We start from the raw sequence: 17,288 nt of genomic DNA, 5'->3' as shown, positions 1-17,288 counted from the left end.
ACCGAATCGGCACCGGCACCGGCCCTGCCCCGGGAACTATACGGAGTCGATGGTGCGGCGGCCGGCCGACCCCATGAGTTTGTAGCGGCTGGGGGTCATCCCGGTCACCTGCTTGAACTGGGCGCTGAGATGCGCCACGCTGGAGTAGCCGAGCCGGAAGGCGATCTCGCCGAGCGAGAGATCGTCGTAGACGAGCAGTTCCTTCACACGTTCGATCTTCTGGGCGATGAAATACTTCTCTACGGTCCGGCCCTCGGTTTCGGAAAAGAGCGTACTGATCTGCCGGTAATCGACCCGCAGGCGTTCCTGCAGGTATTCCGAGAGGCGCACGTCGGGCATCACCTCCTCCGCGCGGACGAGTTCGATCACGGCCCGCTTGACGGCCTCGATCATCCGGGCACGGCGGTCTTCGAGGAGTTCGAACCCCAGGGCTTCGAGCCTTTCGGCCAGCCGGGCCTTCTCCCCGGGCAACAATCCGCCCTCGACCTCGGCCTCGCCCAGGCGGACGGCAAGCACGCGACACCCCGCCCGCTCCAACTCGGTGCGGACAACCATTACGCAACGGTCGCAAACCATATTTTTGATGCGCAGCAGCATACCCGCGGCAAAGATACGAAATCGCACCCGAAATAAAAAGATGCGGAGGTGCGGCTCCGGGCCGTCCCTCCGCATCCGGCACTCCACGCGCGGCTCCCCTACCGTCCGGTGACCCGCATGTAGCGGGCCAGCGACGTGCGATAGGCGGCACAGGCCGACGTCAGGTCGTTGCAGCTTTGGGTATAGAGCGTTTCGGCATCGAGCAGATCGGTCAGCGGAGCGGTACCGGCCTCGTAGAAGTTGCGGTTCTGGCGCAGGTTCTCCGTGGCGGAGGTTACCGAACGACGGGCCAGCAGGATCTGGGCATAGGACTCCTGGACCTCGCTCCAGGTCTTCTCGATCTCCACGACCAGCATTTCGCGGGCCTGCAGGCGGTCATTCTCGGCCTGCTGCTCGCGGATGCGGGCCTTCTTCAGGGCGTGGGCCCCGCCCCACCACTCGGAGATCGGCACCGACACCTGCGCAAAAACCATCCCGTCATCGACATCCTTCTCCGTCATGTTGTAGTAGAGATACCCGGCCCCGACGCCGACCGTCGGCAGGCGTTTGCCTCGCTCCATGCGCTTCTGATACTTCTGCGCCTCGACGTTCTTTTCAGCCAGCAGGTACTCGGCCCTGCGGTCGAGGGCCTCCTCCACCGGGACGTAGAAACGCTCCGGCGCTTCGGGTTCGGCCAGCGCGGGCATCTCGATGTCGAAACCGTGCCAGTCGACGCCGATATGCTGGGCCAGGAGGAGTTTCGAGACCTTCAGCCCGTTCTCGACCTTCAGCCGGTCGGAAGCGATCTCCTGGCACCGCAACTCGACCCGCAGCAGATCGTTCGCCGTCACGAGCCCCGCCTTGACCGAGAGTTCGACCTGACGGTGAATTTCATCCAACTGCCGCTCAACGGCATCGAGCGTCGAGAGGTTCTCCTTCAACGAGACGATCTGCCAGAAATAGGTATCGGTCTGCTCGCGGACCTCGGCTTCGGTCTTCCGCACCTGGAGCTGCCCGACCTCTTCGCCCAACCGGGCCAGTTTGTTTCCGTTGACGATCTTCAGTCCTGCGAACACGGGCTGCACGGCCGTGATGCTGCCGAACGCGCCGCGCTTGACCATCGAGATCGGGAGATTCATCGTCCCCATCTGGGGGATCGTCACCCCGAAATCGGCCTGTACCAGCCCGTGCTGGGCCTGGAAGACGCCGCCCGAAGCGGAGATCTGCGGGAAGTAGTTCGTGAAGGCTTCACGCCGGGTCTGGAGTGCGGCTTCCAGATCGAAACGGCTGTTTTGCAGCGTGCGGTTGTGCTCCGCGGCAGCCTCGCGGCACGCTTCGAGCGTCAGCGTCCGGGCCGCAGCCGGGACGGTGCACAGCAGGCCCGCCCCGAGGAACAGATATATGAAAGGAGTTTTCATCACTTGTAGATTTTGGAATAGAGAACCGGAAGAATCGTCACCACGAGGATCAGCGACCCGATGCCTCCGGCGAAGATCGTCACGCCGACCGGCGCCCAGAAGGTACTGCTGCCGAGCATCATGGGCACGACACCCACGGCGGTCGTGGCCGTTGTCAGGAAGATGGGGACCATGCGCCGCTTTCCGGCATCGTAGGCGGCCAGGCGAGCCGACCAGTGGCAGACCTTGCGTTTGTCCTCGGCGTGCTGGTACATGAGGATGACGTTGCGCACGATCATGCCGAGCAGCGTGATAAATCCCATCACGGAGGTCAGCCCGATGGTGAAGTTGGCAATCCACAGCCCGACCATCGCGCCGAACAGACAGAGCGACATGGCAGCCATGATGACCAGCGAAATGCCGAACTTGCGGAAATTCGTAAGGATGAAGAAGAAGATGATGACCAGCGAGATGCTCAATCCGTAAATGATGGGCGGAAGCGTCTCGGCATCGAACTCGCGGGCGCCGCCAACCTCCGTCGTAACCCCGGCCGGGACCGTCAGTTCGTTATCGACGACCTGTTGGATCCGGGAGGTCATGCGCATGGCATTCACCCCGCGTTTGAGGTCGGCCGAGACGGTGATGCAGCGCATTCCGTTTCTGTGGATGATTTTCGTTTCGCTCCAGCGGGGCTCGACCGTGGCGATCTGCCGCAGGGGGACGCTCACACCCGGGACGAGCGACGAGACATACGTATCGCCGATGTCGGACAGCGAGCGTTCGCCGTTGCGGGGGTCGTTCTTCAGCACGACGGGGAGTTTGTAATCGCCCTCCCAGATGCTTCCCACGGCGACATCTCCGGCCGCGAGGGCCAGATTGGCAGCAGTCAGGGCGCGGGTAACACCCAGTTGCGGGGCGGTCACGGGGTCGAGCGCCACTTCGGCAATCGCCCGCGGGTCCTCGTAATCGGAGTGAACCCACTGCAGTTCGGGCATCTCCCTCATCCGCTCCATCAGGCGTTCGGCAACCACGTGCAGCGAGTCGAGATTGTCGCCGTAGAAGCGGAATTCCAGCGAGGGGACGTTCTGATAGTCGAGCTGCTTGAACTTGACATAGGCTTCGGGGAAACGGTCGGCCCAGGCATCGGCATATTCGTCGAGGATCTCCTCGGTGGCACTGACCGACGCCGTATTGACGATGAACTGGGCGTAGTTCTTCCCGGCCATCTGCGGGGCGTAGCTCATCTGGAACCGGGGCGAGGAGCATCCGACGAACGACGTGACGGACTTCACGCGCTCGTCGTCATGCAGGACCCGGTATACGGAGTCGGCCACCGCAGCGGTCCGTTCGAGCGGGACGTCGGACCGGAGGTAGATCTCCACGGCGAACTGGTCGCGGTCAGCGAAGGGCACCATGCGGAACTTGAGCAGCGGAACGATCGCCAGGGCGATGACCACCGAAGCGACGCCCATCGAGATGGTGAGCCATCCGTGGCGGAATGTCCAGGCCAGGACGCGGCGGTAGAAGTTCTGCACGCGGTCCGTCAACGACACCCGGTCCTCCCTGCGGGGCTGGACGGCGGGAATGATGAGCACCTCCAGGAAGGGGATCACCAGCACGGCCAACAGCAGCGAGACCATCAGGTTGATCGTAACCGTCCAGGGGAAGAAGTTCAGGAAGTCGAGGAACATGCCCGTCATGGTGAAGAGCAGCGGGTAGAAGATCATGCAGATGCAGACCGTAGCCAGCAGCAGCGAGGGGAAGAATTCGCGGGCGCTCTCGACGGCGGCATACCAGCGCGAGTGGCCGCGTCCGAGGAGGTCGAGGTATCCGTCGATGACGACGATCGAGTTGTCGACGATCATGCCGAGGACGACGATCAGCGCGGCGAGTGTCACCGTATTGAGGGGTATCCCGAAAAGGTACATCACCCCGACGGAGATGAACGTCGAGACGGGGATGGTGATGGCGGCGACGAGCGCCGAACGGAACGGGAAGAGAATCATCATCACGACGATGATGATGGCCATCGAGACAAAGAGGTCCCTCAGGAACGAGTGTACGGAGTCGCCGACGACCTTGGCCTGGTCGGCGATGCGCTCGACGGAGACATCCGCGGGGAGCACCTCCTCGACGAACTGCCGCAGCACTCCGTCGACCTCCTTGCCGTACTCGACGATGTTGTTCCCGGCCTGCATCTCCATGGAGAGCAGCACGCAGCGGTGTCCGTTGTTCTGGATGTAGCTGTCCGGGTCGTCGTATTCGCGCACGACGCGCGCCACATCCTTCACGCGGAGGACATGGCCGTCGGGATCGCTCCAGACGATCTGTTCGGCGACCTCGTGCTCCCCGGCGAGCGACGGTGCGAGATGGATCGGGGTTTCGGTCTCGGCGTTGCCCACCGAACCGCCCAGCGGGGTGAGCCCCTGCGCGGCAAGGGCCGACGAGACGACCTTCTCGCCGATGCCGTAGGCGGCCAGCCGCTCGCGGTCGACGTAGACCGAGATCTGCTCCTGCTGCACGCCGTAGGGGCGGAGGTTCGAGACCGACTCGATGCGGCGCAGGCGGTCGCTCAGTTCATCCATGTACTCCTTCAGTTCGCGGTAGGAGCGCGTATCGGACTCCAGCGTGATGAGCAGCGCCGAGGTGTCCCCGAAGTCGTCGTTGGCCACCAGGGCGACCACTCCGGCAGGCAGCTGCGCCTTGAAGGAGGCCAGTCCGTGCTTGATCTTCGACCACACTTCGTCCTTGTTGTTGACGTCGTCGTTCAGCTCGACCATGACGTAGCACATGCCGTTCTGCGACGTGGAGGTCGTTTTGCTGCGCTTGACCTCCTTGTAGGTCATCAGGAACTGTTCGAGGGGCTTTGCCAACTGCTCCTCGACCTCCTCGGTCGTAGCGCCGGGATAGAGTCCGACGACAACGCCCTGGCGGATGGTGTATTCGGGGAACTCCTGCTTGGGGATGTGCACCAGGGCATAGACCCCGAAGGCGAAAAGGCAGCCTATGATCAGGAAGGTGATGCGGAAATTCCGCATGGACCAGGCTATGATGTTGTTCGAGGCTTTCATCGCAGCGAGACTTTGGAACCCTGACCGATTTTCTGCATACCGTCCGTCACGATGCGCTCACCGGCCCGGAGCCCGGACTCGATCACGACCTCGTTTCCGACGAAGCGTCCCGTGCGGACCTCGGCCCGCACGACCGAATCGCCCTTGACACACCAGACGAAACGGCTGCCGTCACCGGCCTGCTGCACGGCCCGAACCGGTACGGCAATCTCCTCGACAGCCCCGGCGGGTACGACCGTCACGTGGCAGACCATCCCGGGGAGGAGTTTTGCACCGGGGTTGGGCAGCACGGCCCGGACGTCATAGGTATGTGCGGCGGGATTGGCCACGGCCCCCTTCTCGACGGGCCCGGCCGTGAAGAGCGAATCACCCAGTGCCGGAACGCGCAGGGTCACCCGGCTGTCGGCGCTTATGGCAGCGATCTCCTGCTCGGGGACCGAGAAGCGCACCTTCACGGAGCCGATTTCCAGAAGGGTCACGACCGGTACGCCGGGCATGGCCGTTTCGCCGACCGCCGCCCGTTTCGTTCCGACGACCCCGGAGAAGGGGGCGTAGAGCTTGCAGTTATCGAGGTTTTTCCGGGCGATTCCGAAGGCCGCCTCGGCCTGCCGGAGGCGGGTTTGGGCCTCGATCCACTGGACTTCGGGCAGGCTGTTGGCATCGTGGAGCTGCCGCAGGCGTGCGCAGGCATCGCGGGCCTGCCCGAGCGCAGCCTCGGTGGCTTCGAAGGTTTGGCGTGCCGACGTCGGATCGAGTTCTGCGATCAGGTCACCGCGACGGACCCTGTCACCCTCTTCGGCCGACATCCGGAGGATGGTCCCGGAAGTCGGGAAACTGAGGGCCGCAGCCTCCGTCTCCTCGATGACACCGACATAGCGTCCGGCATCGATGTCGGCCCGCGGTTCGACGACAAGGGTTCCGACGCTCAGGGGTCCGGACGGTGCGGAAGAGGTTCCGGAAGAGGCACAACCGCCTCCCAACAGGAGTGCGGCGGCAAAAAGCATACGTTTCATATCGATTCTAATTTCCGTTTGTTTTCCGATGCAAATATCCCCTTTTCGGCGTCGACGGAAAAGGCCTCCGCGTCGGACGAATTCGCCGAAAGGTTCGATTTCGTACTTTTCGACAAAAAGATAACGATAAATATTTATTTTTGCGAAAAAATCGAGTAAAAAAATGAACGAAAAGGAAATTTCAAGTTTCTCGCTGGCCTCCCTGATTGCCATTTACCCGCCGCAACCGGAGGATCTCTACTACGACGGCTGCATTCTGGGACACCGGGAGGGTCTGGATACGGAAGAGGCGATGAGCCTGTTCCGGTTTCCGACCCGGGTCAATGCTTTCGGGGCGATATTTTGTTCCAAAGGTTCGATGACGGTCACCTCGAATCTGAAGCATTGCGTGGTCGAATCCCAGACGTTGTTCGTCTGTCCGCCGCGAACGATCGTCCAGGTGGAGTCGCAGGAGGAGGTTTCGGTCCACTTTATTCTGTGCGAGGAGGAGTTCCTGAGCCGGATACAGGTCGACCTGAAACAGATGATACACCTCTTCATGGCGGTACGGGAAAACCCGTGTCTTCCGCTGAGCCGCGAGGAGCTGGACGAAATTCTCCGGAGCCTGTCTGAGATTACGTCCGAATGGCGGAGCGGACGCCGCGACCCGCTGTCGAAGGAGATCATGCGCACGCTGTTCCGGACGCTGGCCTACCGGCTGTGCCGGCTCATCGACAACCGGACCGGCGGAGGGCATAAAAGCCTCGAAACGGAGGAAAATCCGACCCGCAAGCGCAACAACACCTATTTCAATGCCTTTATCGAGGAGTTGTCGAAGCACTACATGCAGGAGCGCTCGGTAGGATTCTATGCCGAGCAACTGCACCTGACGCCGAAATACCTGACCACGCTCCTGCGTACGACGACCGGGCGCACGGCAACGGAGTGGATCGACGAATACGTCGTGCTGGAGGCGAAGAATCTGCTGAAACACTCGCCGATGAACATCCAGGAGATCGCCTACTACCTGAACTTTTCGAACCAGTCGTTTTTCGGAAGGTATTTCAAACAGCACACGGGGATGACCCCTTCGGCGTACCGGTCGAGCAAGTGAGCGGGCGGGCAGACGGGCAGGCAGGAGGTGCCGGGGTCGGGTAAAAATTGCTATCTTTGCGGCCGGATTGCCCGCGCGGACGATCCGCAAACCGAACAGATAAGCGATGAAAAGCCTGCTGGACAAACTCAAGGGACACCCGACGCTCAAGGCGGAAACAGCCTACCCGATCCTCTTCACAATCGGCTTCTGCCATCTGCTGAACGACATGATCCAGTCGGTGATTCCGGCCATGTACCCGATCTTCCGGGAGAGTTTCGGCTTCACCTTCGCGCAGATCGGGCTCATCACGCTGATTTTTCAGATCACCTCGTCGATTTTCCTGCCGCTGTTGGGCATCATTGCGATATTTCTGCCCGACCTTCGCTCCGGCGCTCCTTCCACACGACGATCGTAACGGAGGCCACAATCAGCAGGATTCCCGCCATGCCCTGTCCGGTGAAGGGTTCGGCAAAGACGAGGATTCCGATCACCACGGCCGTAAAGGGCTCCATGGCGCCGAGGATCGAGGTCATCGTGGGGCCGATGCTCTTGATGGCCTTGACGAGCGCCATGTTCGAGACGGCCGTAGCGGGGATTGCGATTCCGAGAATATAGAGCCAGACCCGGGGGTCGGTTTCTATCCGCACGCCGCCGGAGCAGCACCCGCCGATGAAGAAGAGCAGGGCGCCGATTCCCATCACGTAGCAGGTCAGGACGATGGAGTCGATCTGTACGGCGCGGCTTCGGCGCACGCCGACGATGTAGCCGCCATAGGAGAATACCGAGACGGCGGCGGCAACGACTCCGAGGGTGGTATTTCCGCGGACGAACCCTTCGTTTCCGAGCGACAGGAGCACGGCCCCGACGATCGAGAGGGCGACGGCCAGGAAGATGCGGACCGAGCCGCGTTCCCGGAAGAAGCAGATCATGGCGAGCGCCACGGCCAGCGGATACATGAAGTGAATGGTCGACGCCACGCCGCTGGCGATGTTCTGATAGGCGATCACCAGGCTGAAGGAGGTTGTGGCGCGGAAGAGGCTCAACAGCAGCACGCTCTTCCATTCGTCGCGGGAGAGTTTGAAGTTGCGGCCGGACAACGCCCCGAAAGCGATGAGACAGATCGAGGCGACGCCCCAGCGATAGGCAAGCACCTCGCAGGAGGAGTAACCGACCCCGAGCAACAGGAGCGTAAAGAGGGGCGCCAGGCCGAACGTGGACGACGAGAGAGCCGCCCAGAGGATACCTTTCAGACTGTTCATGGATGACACGGATTCGGTTGTGGGGAGGGGAAAATCGGAGAGCCTGCGGGATCAATCGGCACAATCGGCATCACGCCATCGGGTCAGGAAGCGTTATTATCGGACGCCCTTGCAGGAATACCCTGCGGATAACGGGCGTCTGATAAGCATAGGAGAAGAACTCGACGGAAGGCATAGGCTTCGTAATGAAGAAGTTGGCTGCCTTACCGGAAGTAATGCTTCCGAAATCGGCACTCAACCCCATGGCACAGGCGCCGTTGAGCGTGGCGGCATGGATGGCCTCGGCGGGGGTCATCTTCATGCGGATGGAGGCCAGGGAGACGACCATGCGCATGTTCCCCGAGGGCGACGAGCCGGGATTGTAGTCCGAAGCCAGCGCCACGGGCAGCCCCGCGCGGATCATCGCCCGGGCCGGGGGATAACTCATCCCGAGGAAGAAGGCGGCACCGGGCAGCAGCGTGGGCATCGTCTCCGAACCGCGCAGCGCCTCGATCTGGGCCTCTCCGGCGCGTTCGAGATGGTCGACCGAAAGGGCCCCGCACGCGACGCCGACCTCCACACCTCCCGAAACCGCCAGTTCATCGGCGTGAATCTTGGCCCGCAGACCATACTGCCGCCCCACATCGAGGATGCGGCGCGTCTCGTCAACGGTGAAGAACCCCTCGTCGCAAAAGACGTCGACGAAATCGGCCAACCCTTCGCGGACCACGGCGGGGATCATCTCGCGGCAGACCAGATCGACATATTCCGCCTGCCGTCCGCGATAGGCCCGCGCAACGGCATGGGCGCCGAGGAAGGTGGCACGCACCTCCAGCGGTGCGGTCTGCCGGATGCGGCGGACCACGCGCAGCATCTTCAGTTCGTCCTCGGTCGAAAGTCCGTAACCGCTCTTGATCTCGACACAGCCGGTTCCCATTGCGATGATCTCGCGGACGCGCTCCATGGCCTGGCGGTAGAGCTCCTCCTCGGAGGTTTCGTGCAGCCGGTCGGCGGAGTTCAAAATCCCGCCGCCACGACGGGCGATCTCCTCGTAGGAGAGCCCGTGAATCTTGTCCAAAAACTCCTGCTCGCGGCTCCCGGCATAGACCAGGTGGGTGTGCGAATCGCAGAACGACGGGAAGAGCATCCCGCCTCCGGCATCGACCACCTCGTCGGCCGTCACGCCGTCGAGCGACTCCATGCGCCCGAATGCGGCGATCCGTTCGCCGTCGGCGAGCAGCCAGGCGTCGTCGAGCGTCTCCAGACGGTCCATCTCCGCGCCGCAAATGCGCTGCCGCCCGACGGGCTGAATGCCGACGATGCGGCCGATGTTTTTAACCAGCAGCCGTTTCATCGTTGTTCACGCAGAAATTCGACCGACGCGGCGATGTGGGGATACATCACCTGGTCGTTGTCGATAAAGGGGACCCGCCTGCGGTACTCGGCGACCAGACGCTCCAGAACGGGCGACGTGCGGGCCGGGCGGCGGAATTCGAGGGCCTGTGCGGCGTTGAAGAGTTCGATGGCCAGGACGCGCTCCGTGTTGCCGACCACGCGCCAGAGCTTCGTGGCGGCGTTGGAGCCCATGCTGACATGATCCTCCTGCCCCTGCGACGAGGGGATCGAGTCGACCGACGCGGGCATACACAACCCCTTGGTCTGGCTGACGATCGACGCCGCGGTGTACTGCGGGATCATGAAGCCGCTGTTCAGCCCGGGATTGGCGACGAGGAATTTCGGGAGCTCGCGGGCTCCGGAGATCAGCTGGTAAGTCCGCCGCTCGGAGATGTTGCCCAGCTCGGCCAGCGCGATGGCCAGGAAATCCATCGCCAGGGCAATGGGCTGGCCGTGGAAATTCCCGGCCGAGACGACCATATCCTCTTCGGGAAAGACCGTGGGGTTGTCCGTCGGGGAGTTGATTTCGGTTTCGAGGACCCCGGCCACGTAGTCGATCGTATCCTTCGAGGCGCCGTGCACCTGCGGGATGCAGCGGAACGAATAGGGATCCTGCACATGCTTCTTCGGTCGGGCAATCAGTTCGCTGCCTTCGAGCAGCGTGCGGATGACCCGTGCGGTCTCGCGCTGCCCTTTGTGGGGACGGACGCGGTGCACTTCGTCGCAGAAGGGTTCGATGCGGCCGTCGAAGGCGTCGAGCGAAAGGGCGCCGATACGGTCGGCCCACCCGCTCAGCCGCTGTGCGGCGATCACCGACCAGACGCCGTAGGCACTCATGAACTGTGTGCCGTTGAGCAGGGCCAGCCCGGCTTTCGACTGCAGCTCGATGGGCTGCCAGCCCAACTCGTCGAGGACCTCGCCCGCGGGACGGACCTCACCCTTGTATTCGACCTCGCCGAGACCCAGCAGCGGCAGGCTCAGGTGGGCCAGCGGAGCCAGGTCGCCCGAAGCGCCCAACGATCCCTGCTGGTAGACGACGGGCAGGATGCCGCGGTTGAAAAACTCCACGAGCCGTTCGACCGTTGCCAGCTGCACACCCGAATGTCCGTAGGCCAGCGACTGGATCTTGAAGAGGAGGATCAGCCGGACGATCTCCGAGGGAACGCGCTCCCCGGTTCCACAGGCGTGGGACATGACCAGATTGCGCTGCAGCTGCGCGAGGTCCCCGCGGCCGATCGAGATGTCGCACAGCGACCCGAACCCGGTCGTGATGCCGTAAATCGGGCGGTCGGGGTTCTCCATCTTGCGGTCGAGGTATTCACGGCAGCGGACGATGCGCCGTCTGGCATCGGCGCCCAGGTCGATCGGCAGGTGGCGTTCGAGGATTTCACGGACACGGCCAATGGTCAGCCGCGCCGTCGAGATATGATGAATTTCCATGTTAAATAACCGTTGTTACCCTTTTTTGTTCAATGCGTTGCGCACCAGTTCATCATCGGCCGAATGGGGCATCGTCACCCGCAGTTCGGGAGTGCGCTCCATCTCGCGGAGAATGGAGGCACGGGCTCCGTCGTTGCGGGCCCAACTGCGGCGGGCAATGCCGTTGTTGACGTCCCAGAAGAGCATCCCGCGGATCCGCTGCTCGGACTCCTCCGTGCCGTCGACCACCATGCCGAAGCCGCCGTTGATCACCTCGCCCCAGCCGACGCCGCCGCCGTTGTGGATCGAGACCCATGTGGCGCCGCGAAACGAATCGCCGATGACGTTCTGCACGGCCATGTCGGCCGTGCGGTTCGAACCGTCGTAGATGTTGGCCGTCTCGCGGTAGGGCGAGTCGGTTCCCGAGACGTCATGGTGGTCGCGCCCCAGCACCACGGGAGCCGACAAACGTCCGTCGGCCACGGCGCGGTTGAAGGCCAGCGCGATCTTCGTGCGCCCCTCGCAGTCGGCGTAGAGGATCCGGGCCTGCGAACCGACGACCAGGTGGTTGCGCCCGGCCTCGCGGATCCAGTGGATATTGTCGTCCAGCTGCCCGCGGATGTCCTCCGGAGCATCCTTGCGGATCTCTTCGAGCACCTCGGCGGCCAGCGCGTCGGTCGTGGCGAGGTCCTCTTCGCGGCCCGAGGTGCAGACCCAGCGGAAGGGCCCGAAGCCGTAGTCGAAGAACATCGGTCCCATGATGTCCTCGACATAGGAGGGATAGCGGAAACGCCCCTCACGCCCCATGACGGCAGCCCCGGCGCGCGAGGCTTCGAGCAGAAAGGCGTTGCCGTAATCGAAGAAGTACATGCCGCGCGCGGCGAGTTTGTTGATGGCGTCGACCTGACGGCGCAGCGACTCCTGCACACATTCGCGGAAACGCACCGGCTCCTCGGCCATCATCTTGTTCGAGGCTTCGTAACTCAGCCCGACGGGATAGTAGCCGCCGGACCAGGGGTTGTGCAGCGAGGTCTGGTCCGACCCCAGGTCGACCGGGATCTGCTCGGCGGCAAGACGCTCCCAGAGGTCGACAACGTTGCCCACGTAGGCCAGTGAGACGACCTCTTTCTCCTTGACGGCCTGTCTGATACGCGGTATCAGTTCATCCAGTGCTTCATGCAGTTCGTCGACCCATCCCTGCTCGTAACGCTTCTGCGCGGCCTTGGGGTTGACCTCGGCGATGACCGAGACCATACCCGAGATGTTGCCCGCCTTGGGCTGGGCTCCCGACATGCCGCCGAGTCCCGACGAGACGAACAGCATCCCCCGGGCATCGGTCTGCCCCGGGGCGAAACGCTTGCGCGCGGCGTTCATCACCGTAATGGTCGTGCCGTGGACGATGCCCTGCGGGCCGATGTACATGTACGACCCGGCGGTCATCTGCCCGTACTGCGAGACCCCCAGGGCGTTCATGCGCTCCCAGTCATCGGGTTTCGAGTAGTTGGGGATCACCATGCCGTTGGTCACCACAACGCGCGGCGCCCACGGATGCGAAGGGAACAAACCCAGCGGATGACCCGAATACATGACCAGCGTCTGCCGGTCGGTCATCTCGGAGAGGTATTTCATCGTCAGCCGGTACTGCGCCCAGTTCTGGAACACGGCACCGTTTCCGCCGTAGGTGATCAGTTCGTGGGGATGCTGCGCCACGCGCGGGTCGAGGTTGTTCTGGATCATCAGCATGATGGCTGCGGCCTGACGGCACCGTGCCGGATACTCGTCGATCGGACGCGCATACATCTCGTAGTCGGGTCGCAGGCGGTACATGTAGATCCGGCCGTACCGGCGCAGCTCCTCGGCAAACTCCCGGGCCAGCACGGCGTGGTGTTTGGCCGGGAAGTAACGCAGGGCGTTCTTCAGCGCGAGGACCTTCTCCTCGTCCGAGAGGATCTCCTTGCGCTTCGGGGCGTGGTTGATCTGTTTGTCGTAAGGTTTCGCGGCGGGCAGCCGGTCCGGGATTCCCGCGCGAATATCGTTCTGGAACTCTTCCCTTGTCATATTTTTCGTGTTTTTCGTCATTCTTCGTGAGTTGTTCGAGGGCACTACCCTATTTTCCGTTCGACGATCTCCAGGATCTCCCTTTCGAGCCGTTCGGCTTCGGCGGCCAGGGCATCGGCATCGGCCACCAGCGCGTCGGCCTTTGCACGGTCTTTCAACCCGGCGGCGTTGATCCTGACGTTCAGCCGCGCCCCGAAGAGCGCGCTCCGGGCCGCCAGCGCCCCGACCCCGGCGTCCGACACCGAATTGGGGTTCCCCTCTTCGGCCATCGCCCGAACGATCGGGAAGACCGACAGCGCCGCCCGCATCGTGCGCAGCGGCACCTCCGTGGCATAGAGCGTCGCCTCCTGCAGCGCGGCACTCCGGGCCGCCCGCTCCTCATCGGTCGACTTCGGCATGGCGAAGACCGCCATGATGCGGTTGAAGGCCGCGGTATCCTCATCCACGAGGTGCAGCAGCTCCTGCATCACCGTCTGCCCCTTCTCGGCCCAGTCGGAAAACTCCTCCCAGCGGTCGTCCCACCCCGCCTTGTGCGAGGAGAGGTTCGCCACCATCGTCCCGAGCGCGGCGCCCAGCGCCCCCATGTAGGCCGAAATCGACCCGCCGCCCGGAGCCGGGGATTCGCTTGCGGTCTCCTCGGCAAACCCCTTGCAGGTCATGTCGATCAGCCGCTTCTTCTCAACCTGCGCTTCAAGCAGGTATTCGATCACCTTCTCCTCGGGTTTGAAGGGTTTCAGATCGTCCAGGCCCATCGACTTCACGGCCAGCCGCACGATCTCCTCCTCGGAGATCCCCACCGAGCGGTGCTGCTTGCGCAGGAAGTATTTCCCGGCCTCGACCAGCGCCCGTTTCGGGACCAGTCCCACGATCTCCGTACCCGTGACGCGCACGCCCCGTGCATCGGCCCGACGGCACACCTCGTCGAAAGCCACGTGCAGCGGCGTGACCGAAATGTCCGTGATGTTCATCGAGACCTGCGCGATGCCGTACTCCTCGATGAACCATCCGATCGCCTTCGTAGCCTTCAGGGTGCCGGGCTGCATCACGGGATTGCCCGCGGTATCCTTCACCACCTTGCCCGTGATGGGATTCCCCTCACGCACCGGGCGCCCCTTCTCACGCACATCGAACGCAATGGCGTTGGCCCGCCGCGTGGAGGTCGTATTGAGGTTGAAGTTCACGGCTATCAGGAAATCCCGCGCCCCGACGGTCGTGGCGCCCGTGCGGGCCACCCCTTCGTCGCAGGGCCGCGCCCCGAAATCGGGGGCCGTCTCCGCATGGGCCAACTTCTCGGGCAGCGCCTCATACTCGCCGGCGCGGCAGACCGCCAGGTTCTTCCGTTCGGGGCGGAAGGCCGCCGCCTCGTAGCAGTAGGTCGGGATGAGCAGTTCATCGGCAATGCGTTTCGCCAGGTCGCGGGCCAGTGCCGCACACTCTTCCAGGGTGATTCCCGCAATCGGGATCAGCGGCAGGACGTCCGTGGCGCCCATCCGCGGGTGCGCCCCCTTGTGGCGGCGCATGTCGATCAGCTCCGCGGCCCGCTTCACGCCGGCAAAAGCCGCTCCGACAACCGATTCGGGGTCGCCGACAAAGGTTACGACCGTGCGGTTGGTCGCCTCGCCCGGATCCACGTCGAGCACCTTCACACCTCCCGACGACTCGATGGCCGCCACGATCTGCCGGATCACCTCCTTGTCGCGTCCCTCGCTGAAATTGGGCACGCACTCCACGATACGTTTCCGCATAAATTACTGCTTTTAGGGTTCTTCTGCTTCAAATATACGAATTTTTTCGGAATTTTTCCGACAGAGCGTAACAAAAAGGCGCTATTTTCCGAAAAACAGAAAGGACCGCCCGGGAAGACCGGGCGGTCCTGAATTGCAGCCGGAGACAGGGAATCGAGGCGCCGGCCTCCGCCGGAAAACCCGACGAGCCGAATCCTGTTCCCCGAAAAAGTCACGAGCCGAAGGTCAGCACCACGCCCCCCGTGCACCAGATGCCCGGCAGCGGGATGCCCCCGATGTCGCAATAACGGGTATCGGTGAGGTTCGCAACGTCGACATAGAGGCGGCACCACCCCTTCTCCCACGCAAGACGTCCGTCCAGCAGGAAATAGGGTTTATAATCACGCACCTCGGTGATCGACGAGTTCCCCGTGACGGGATAGGCCGTGTAGCTGCCGTTGCGGTCGTAAACCGAGCCGGTCAGCGTCAGCGACAGCCGCCGCAGGAAATGCACACCGACGGACAGGGCCGCCTTGTGGCGCATGAAGTCCATGGCGCTCCTGGCGATGAGGTCCGAGCGGCGGTCGTTGGTGATGTAGCCGTAGGAGAGCGTCACGCGCCGCAGGAACCCTTCCGTGACGGCGTAACCGCCCGAAATCTCGACCCCTAAGGTGTTGAGACGGCTCGACTGCTCGGAGTGCCACTTCCCGCGCCAGGCGGCAGGGCTCTCGTCCGAATCCTCGTACCAGACCCAGTCGATGATGTCGCGCCCGAGGCGGTAGTAGAGCTGTCCCGACAGGTTCCAGCAACGCTTCATATAACTCATGCCGATGCGGTATGTGACAGCGCGTTCCGGTGTCAGGTCCAAGTTGTTGATCTGTGCCGGGGAGCTGTAGTAGAGATCGGTGAAGGTCGGCAGCCGCATCGACTGCCACGCCCCGGCCTCGATCCGCAGCCCGTCCGTCGGCGCATAGCCCGCCGAAGCACTCCACAGCGCCGATGTTCCGTAGGGCGTCAGGCTCACACCGCCCGACAGGGCAAGGTCGAAACGCCGCCAGCTCCGCGCGTGCCGCAGCCACACGTTCCCCGTATGACGCGCCTTGGCGCGGGTGTAGTGTCCCTCGGGAACAGCGAGCGGTTCGCCGAGGTTCGTGCTGTAGATGTGGTTGAAGGCCCAGTCGCCGCCCACGGTCGTCGTGCCCCACCGCCAGTTGCAGTCGGCCCACACCTTTGCCCCGGCATTGTCCGTCCGGTGGCGGTTGAGTGCCGTGCCGCGCGTCCAGTCGTAGCGGTCGAAATTCAGTCGGTAGCTCACCGCCGCTCCCAGCGAGAAGCGCCCCACACGCTTCGTCCACCGCAGCGAAGTCAAGGCCGTAGCCGTATGCTCCCACTGGTCGGGGTTGTAGGCCGCATAGAAGCCGTTCGAGCCGAAATCGCGGTCCTGCCACCCGGCCTGGAAATCGAAGAAGCCCGCCCGGCGGCCGTCGTAAGTCGCCCGGACAAAGGTATTCCAGTTCGTGAAGTCGGTGTTGTGGCGGTAGCCGTCGCTGCGGCGGTACGACGCCGCGCCCAGCACCGAAAAACGTCCCGACGTCACGGCACCCGAGAGATTGCCGTAGCCGTAGCCGTACTGGCCGCCCGAGCCCTCGAAGCGGATATAGGTCGGGCGCAGGGGCGCCGTGCGGATGTTCACCGCCCCGGCGTAGGCCCCCACGCCCGGAACTCCGTCGATGAGCTCGACGGAAGAGATGCAGTCGAGATCGACCGGCAGCGCATGGGACTGGTGTCCCGTGCGGGCATCCGTGAAGTCGATGCCGTTGAGCAGAATCATGGTTTGGTCGGATGATCCGCCGCGGATGTAGATGTCGGCCTGCGCTCCCCTCCCCCCGCGTTCGCGGATGTCGACCGAAGGCGTGAGGCGCAGGGCGGATTCCAGCGTCTGGACAGGCGCCGCGGCCTGGGCTTTCCGGTCGAAAAGCGGAGTGTGCGACTGGGCGTTGCGCGTGGGGGCCGTCTGGCTCCCCGTGACCCCCACTTCCCGGATCCGAAGGGTCTTCAGGACCGCGGTCGTGTCGGAGGTCTGCGCCAACGCACTCGGCGTCGCAAGCAGCAGGATCGACATCCCCACAGCGAGCACCCCGATTGACACGCTCCGGTTCAGACTCGCAAAGGCCGACCAGCCCTTGCGGTTCCAACGCCGCCAGCGCATCCCCGCGGGGAGCATCTGTGCCTGGATGTGTTCCATAAATGTTGAATTTTGGGTTAATAAAACTTGTGTCCGTGGCCCCTCCGGGTCCGGCTGCTTCGCCCCGGGCGGAACCG

The 17,288-nt window shown here is 63.3% G+C and carries 11 protein-coding genes and 1 pseudogene; 2 read left to right on the top strand and 10 right to left on the bottom strand.

Features of this window, described 5'->3' with window-relative positions; genetic code table 11:
* Positions 1–36: 36 nt before the first annotated feature.
* From ABGT65_RS11955 to ABGT65_RS11940, 4 genes are all read right to left on the bottom strand, one after another.
* Entirely contained in the window at positions 37–597 is a 561-nt protein-coding gene (locus tag ABGT65_RS11955) for a helix-turn-helix transcriptional regulator (protein ID WP_346702450.1), read from the bottom strand.
* A gap of 98 nt (positions 598–695) precedes the next feature.
* Positions 696–1,994, bottom strand: a complete 1,299-nt coding sequence (locus tag ABGT65_RS11950) for a TolC family protein (RefSeq protein WP_346702448.1) — start codon at positions 1,992–1,994, stop codon at positions 696–698.
* On the bottom strand, positions 1,994–5,044 hold the full coding sequence (locus tag ABGT65_RS11945; RefSeq protein WP_346702446.1) for an efflux RND transporter permease subunit: 3,051 nt from the start codon (positions 5,042–5,044) through the stop codon (positions 1,994–1,996). Before ABGT65_RS11945 ends, ABGT65_RS11950 begins: the two co-directional genes overlap by 1 nt.
* Entirely contained in the window at positions 5,041–6,057 is a 1,017-nt protein-coding gene (locus ABGT65_RS11940) for an efflux RND transporter periplasmic adaptor subunit (protein ID WP_346702444.1), read from the bottom strand. Before ABGT65_RS11940 ends, ABGT65_RS11945 begins: the two co-directional genes overlap by 4 nt.
* 163 nt (positions 6,058–6,220) lie before the next feature.
* Here ABGT65_RS11940 and ABGT65_RS11935 point away from each other — a divergent pair, with 163 nt between their 5' ends.
* On the top strand, positions 6,221–7,150 hold the full coding sequence (locus ABGT65_RS11935; RefSeq protein WP_346702442.1) for an AraC family transcriptional regulator: 930 nt from the start codon (positions 6,221–6,223) through the stop codon (positions 7,148–7,150).
* Between the two features lie 106 nt (positions 7,151–7,256).
* Positions 7,257–7,487: pseudogene (locus ABGT65_RS11930) on the top strand (MFS transporter); the annotation flags it as partial.
* A gap of 1 nt (position 7,488) precedes the next feature.
* On the opposite strand, the gene ABGT65_RS11925 reads toward ABGT65_RS11930, so the two are convergent.
* The 6 genes from ABGT65_RS11925 to ABGT65_RS11900 form a co-directional block, all read right to left on the bottom strand.
* A complete protein-coding gene (locus ABGT65_RS11925) occupies positions 7,489–8,391 on the bottom strand; it encodes a DMT family transporter (protein WP_346702441.1) in 903 nt (300 codons plus the stop codon).
* A 70-nt stretch (positions 8,392–8,461) separates the two neighbouring features.
* Complete coding sequence (gene hutI, locus ABGT65_RS11920; protein ID WP_346702439.1) at positions 8,462–9,724, bottom strand: imidazolonepropionase; 1,263 nt, start codon at positions 9,722–9,724, stop codon at positions 8,462–8,464.
* Positions 9,721–11,205, bottom strand: a complete 1,485-nt coding sequence (hutH, locus tag ABGT65_RS11915; protein WP_346702438.1) for a histidine ammonia-lyase — start codon at positions 11,203–11,205, stop codon at positions 9,721–9,723. Before hutH ends, hutI begins: the two co-directional genes overlap by 4 nt.
* A gap of 15 nt (positions 11,206–11,220) precedes the next feature.
* Entirely contained in the window at positions 11,221–13,242 is a 2,022-nt protein-coding gene (locus tag ABGT65_RS11910; RefSeq protein ID WP_346702437.1) for a urocanate hydratase, read from the bottom strand.
* Between the two features lie 44 nt (positions 13,243–13,286).
* Positions 13,287–14,987: a glutamate formimidoyltransferase gene (gene ftcD, locus ABGT65_RS11905; RefSeq protein ID WP_346702435.1), complete on the bottom strand. Its 1,701-nt coding sequence runs from the start codon at positions 14,985–14,987 to the stop codon at positions 13,287–13,289.
* Between the two features lie 211 nt (positions 14,988–15,198).
* Positions 15,199–17,211 (bottom strand): TonB-dependent receptor domain-containing protein, encoded by a 2,013-nt coding sequence (locus ABGT65_RS11900; RefSeq protein ID WP_346702433.1) that lies wholly within the window; start codon positions 17,209–17,211, stop codon positions 15,199–15,201.
* Positions 17,212–17,288 lie beyond the last annotated feature (77 nt).

Origin of the sequence: uncultured Alistipes sp. (assembly GCF_963931675.1) — a bacterium.
Taxonomy (GTDB): Bacteria; Bacteroidota; Bacteroidia; order Bacteroidales; family Rikenellaceae; genus Alistipes.
This window is presented reverse-complemented; position numbering and strand designations above follow the sequence as displayed.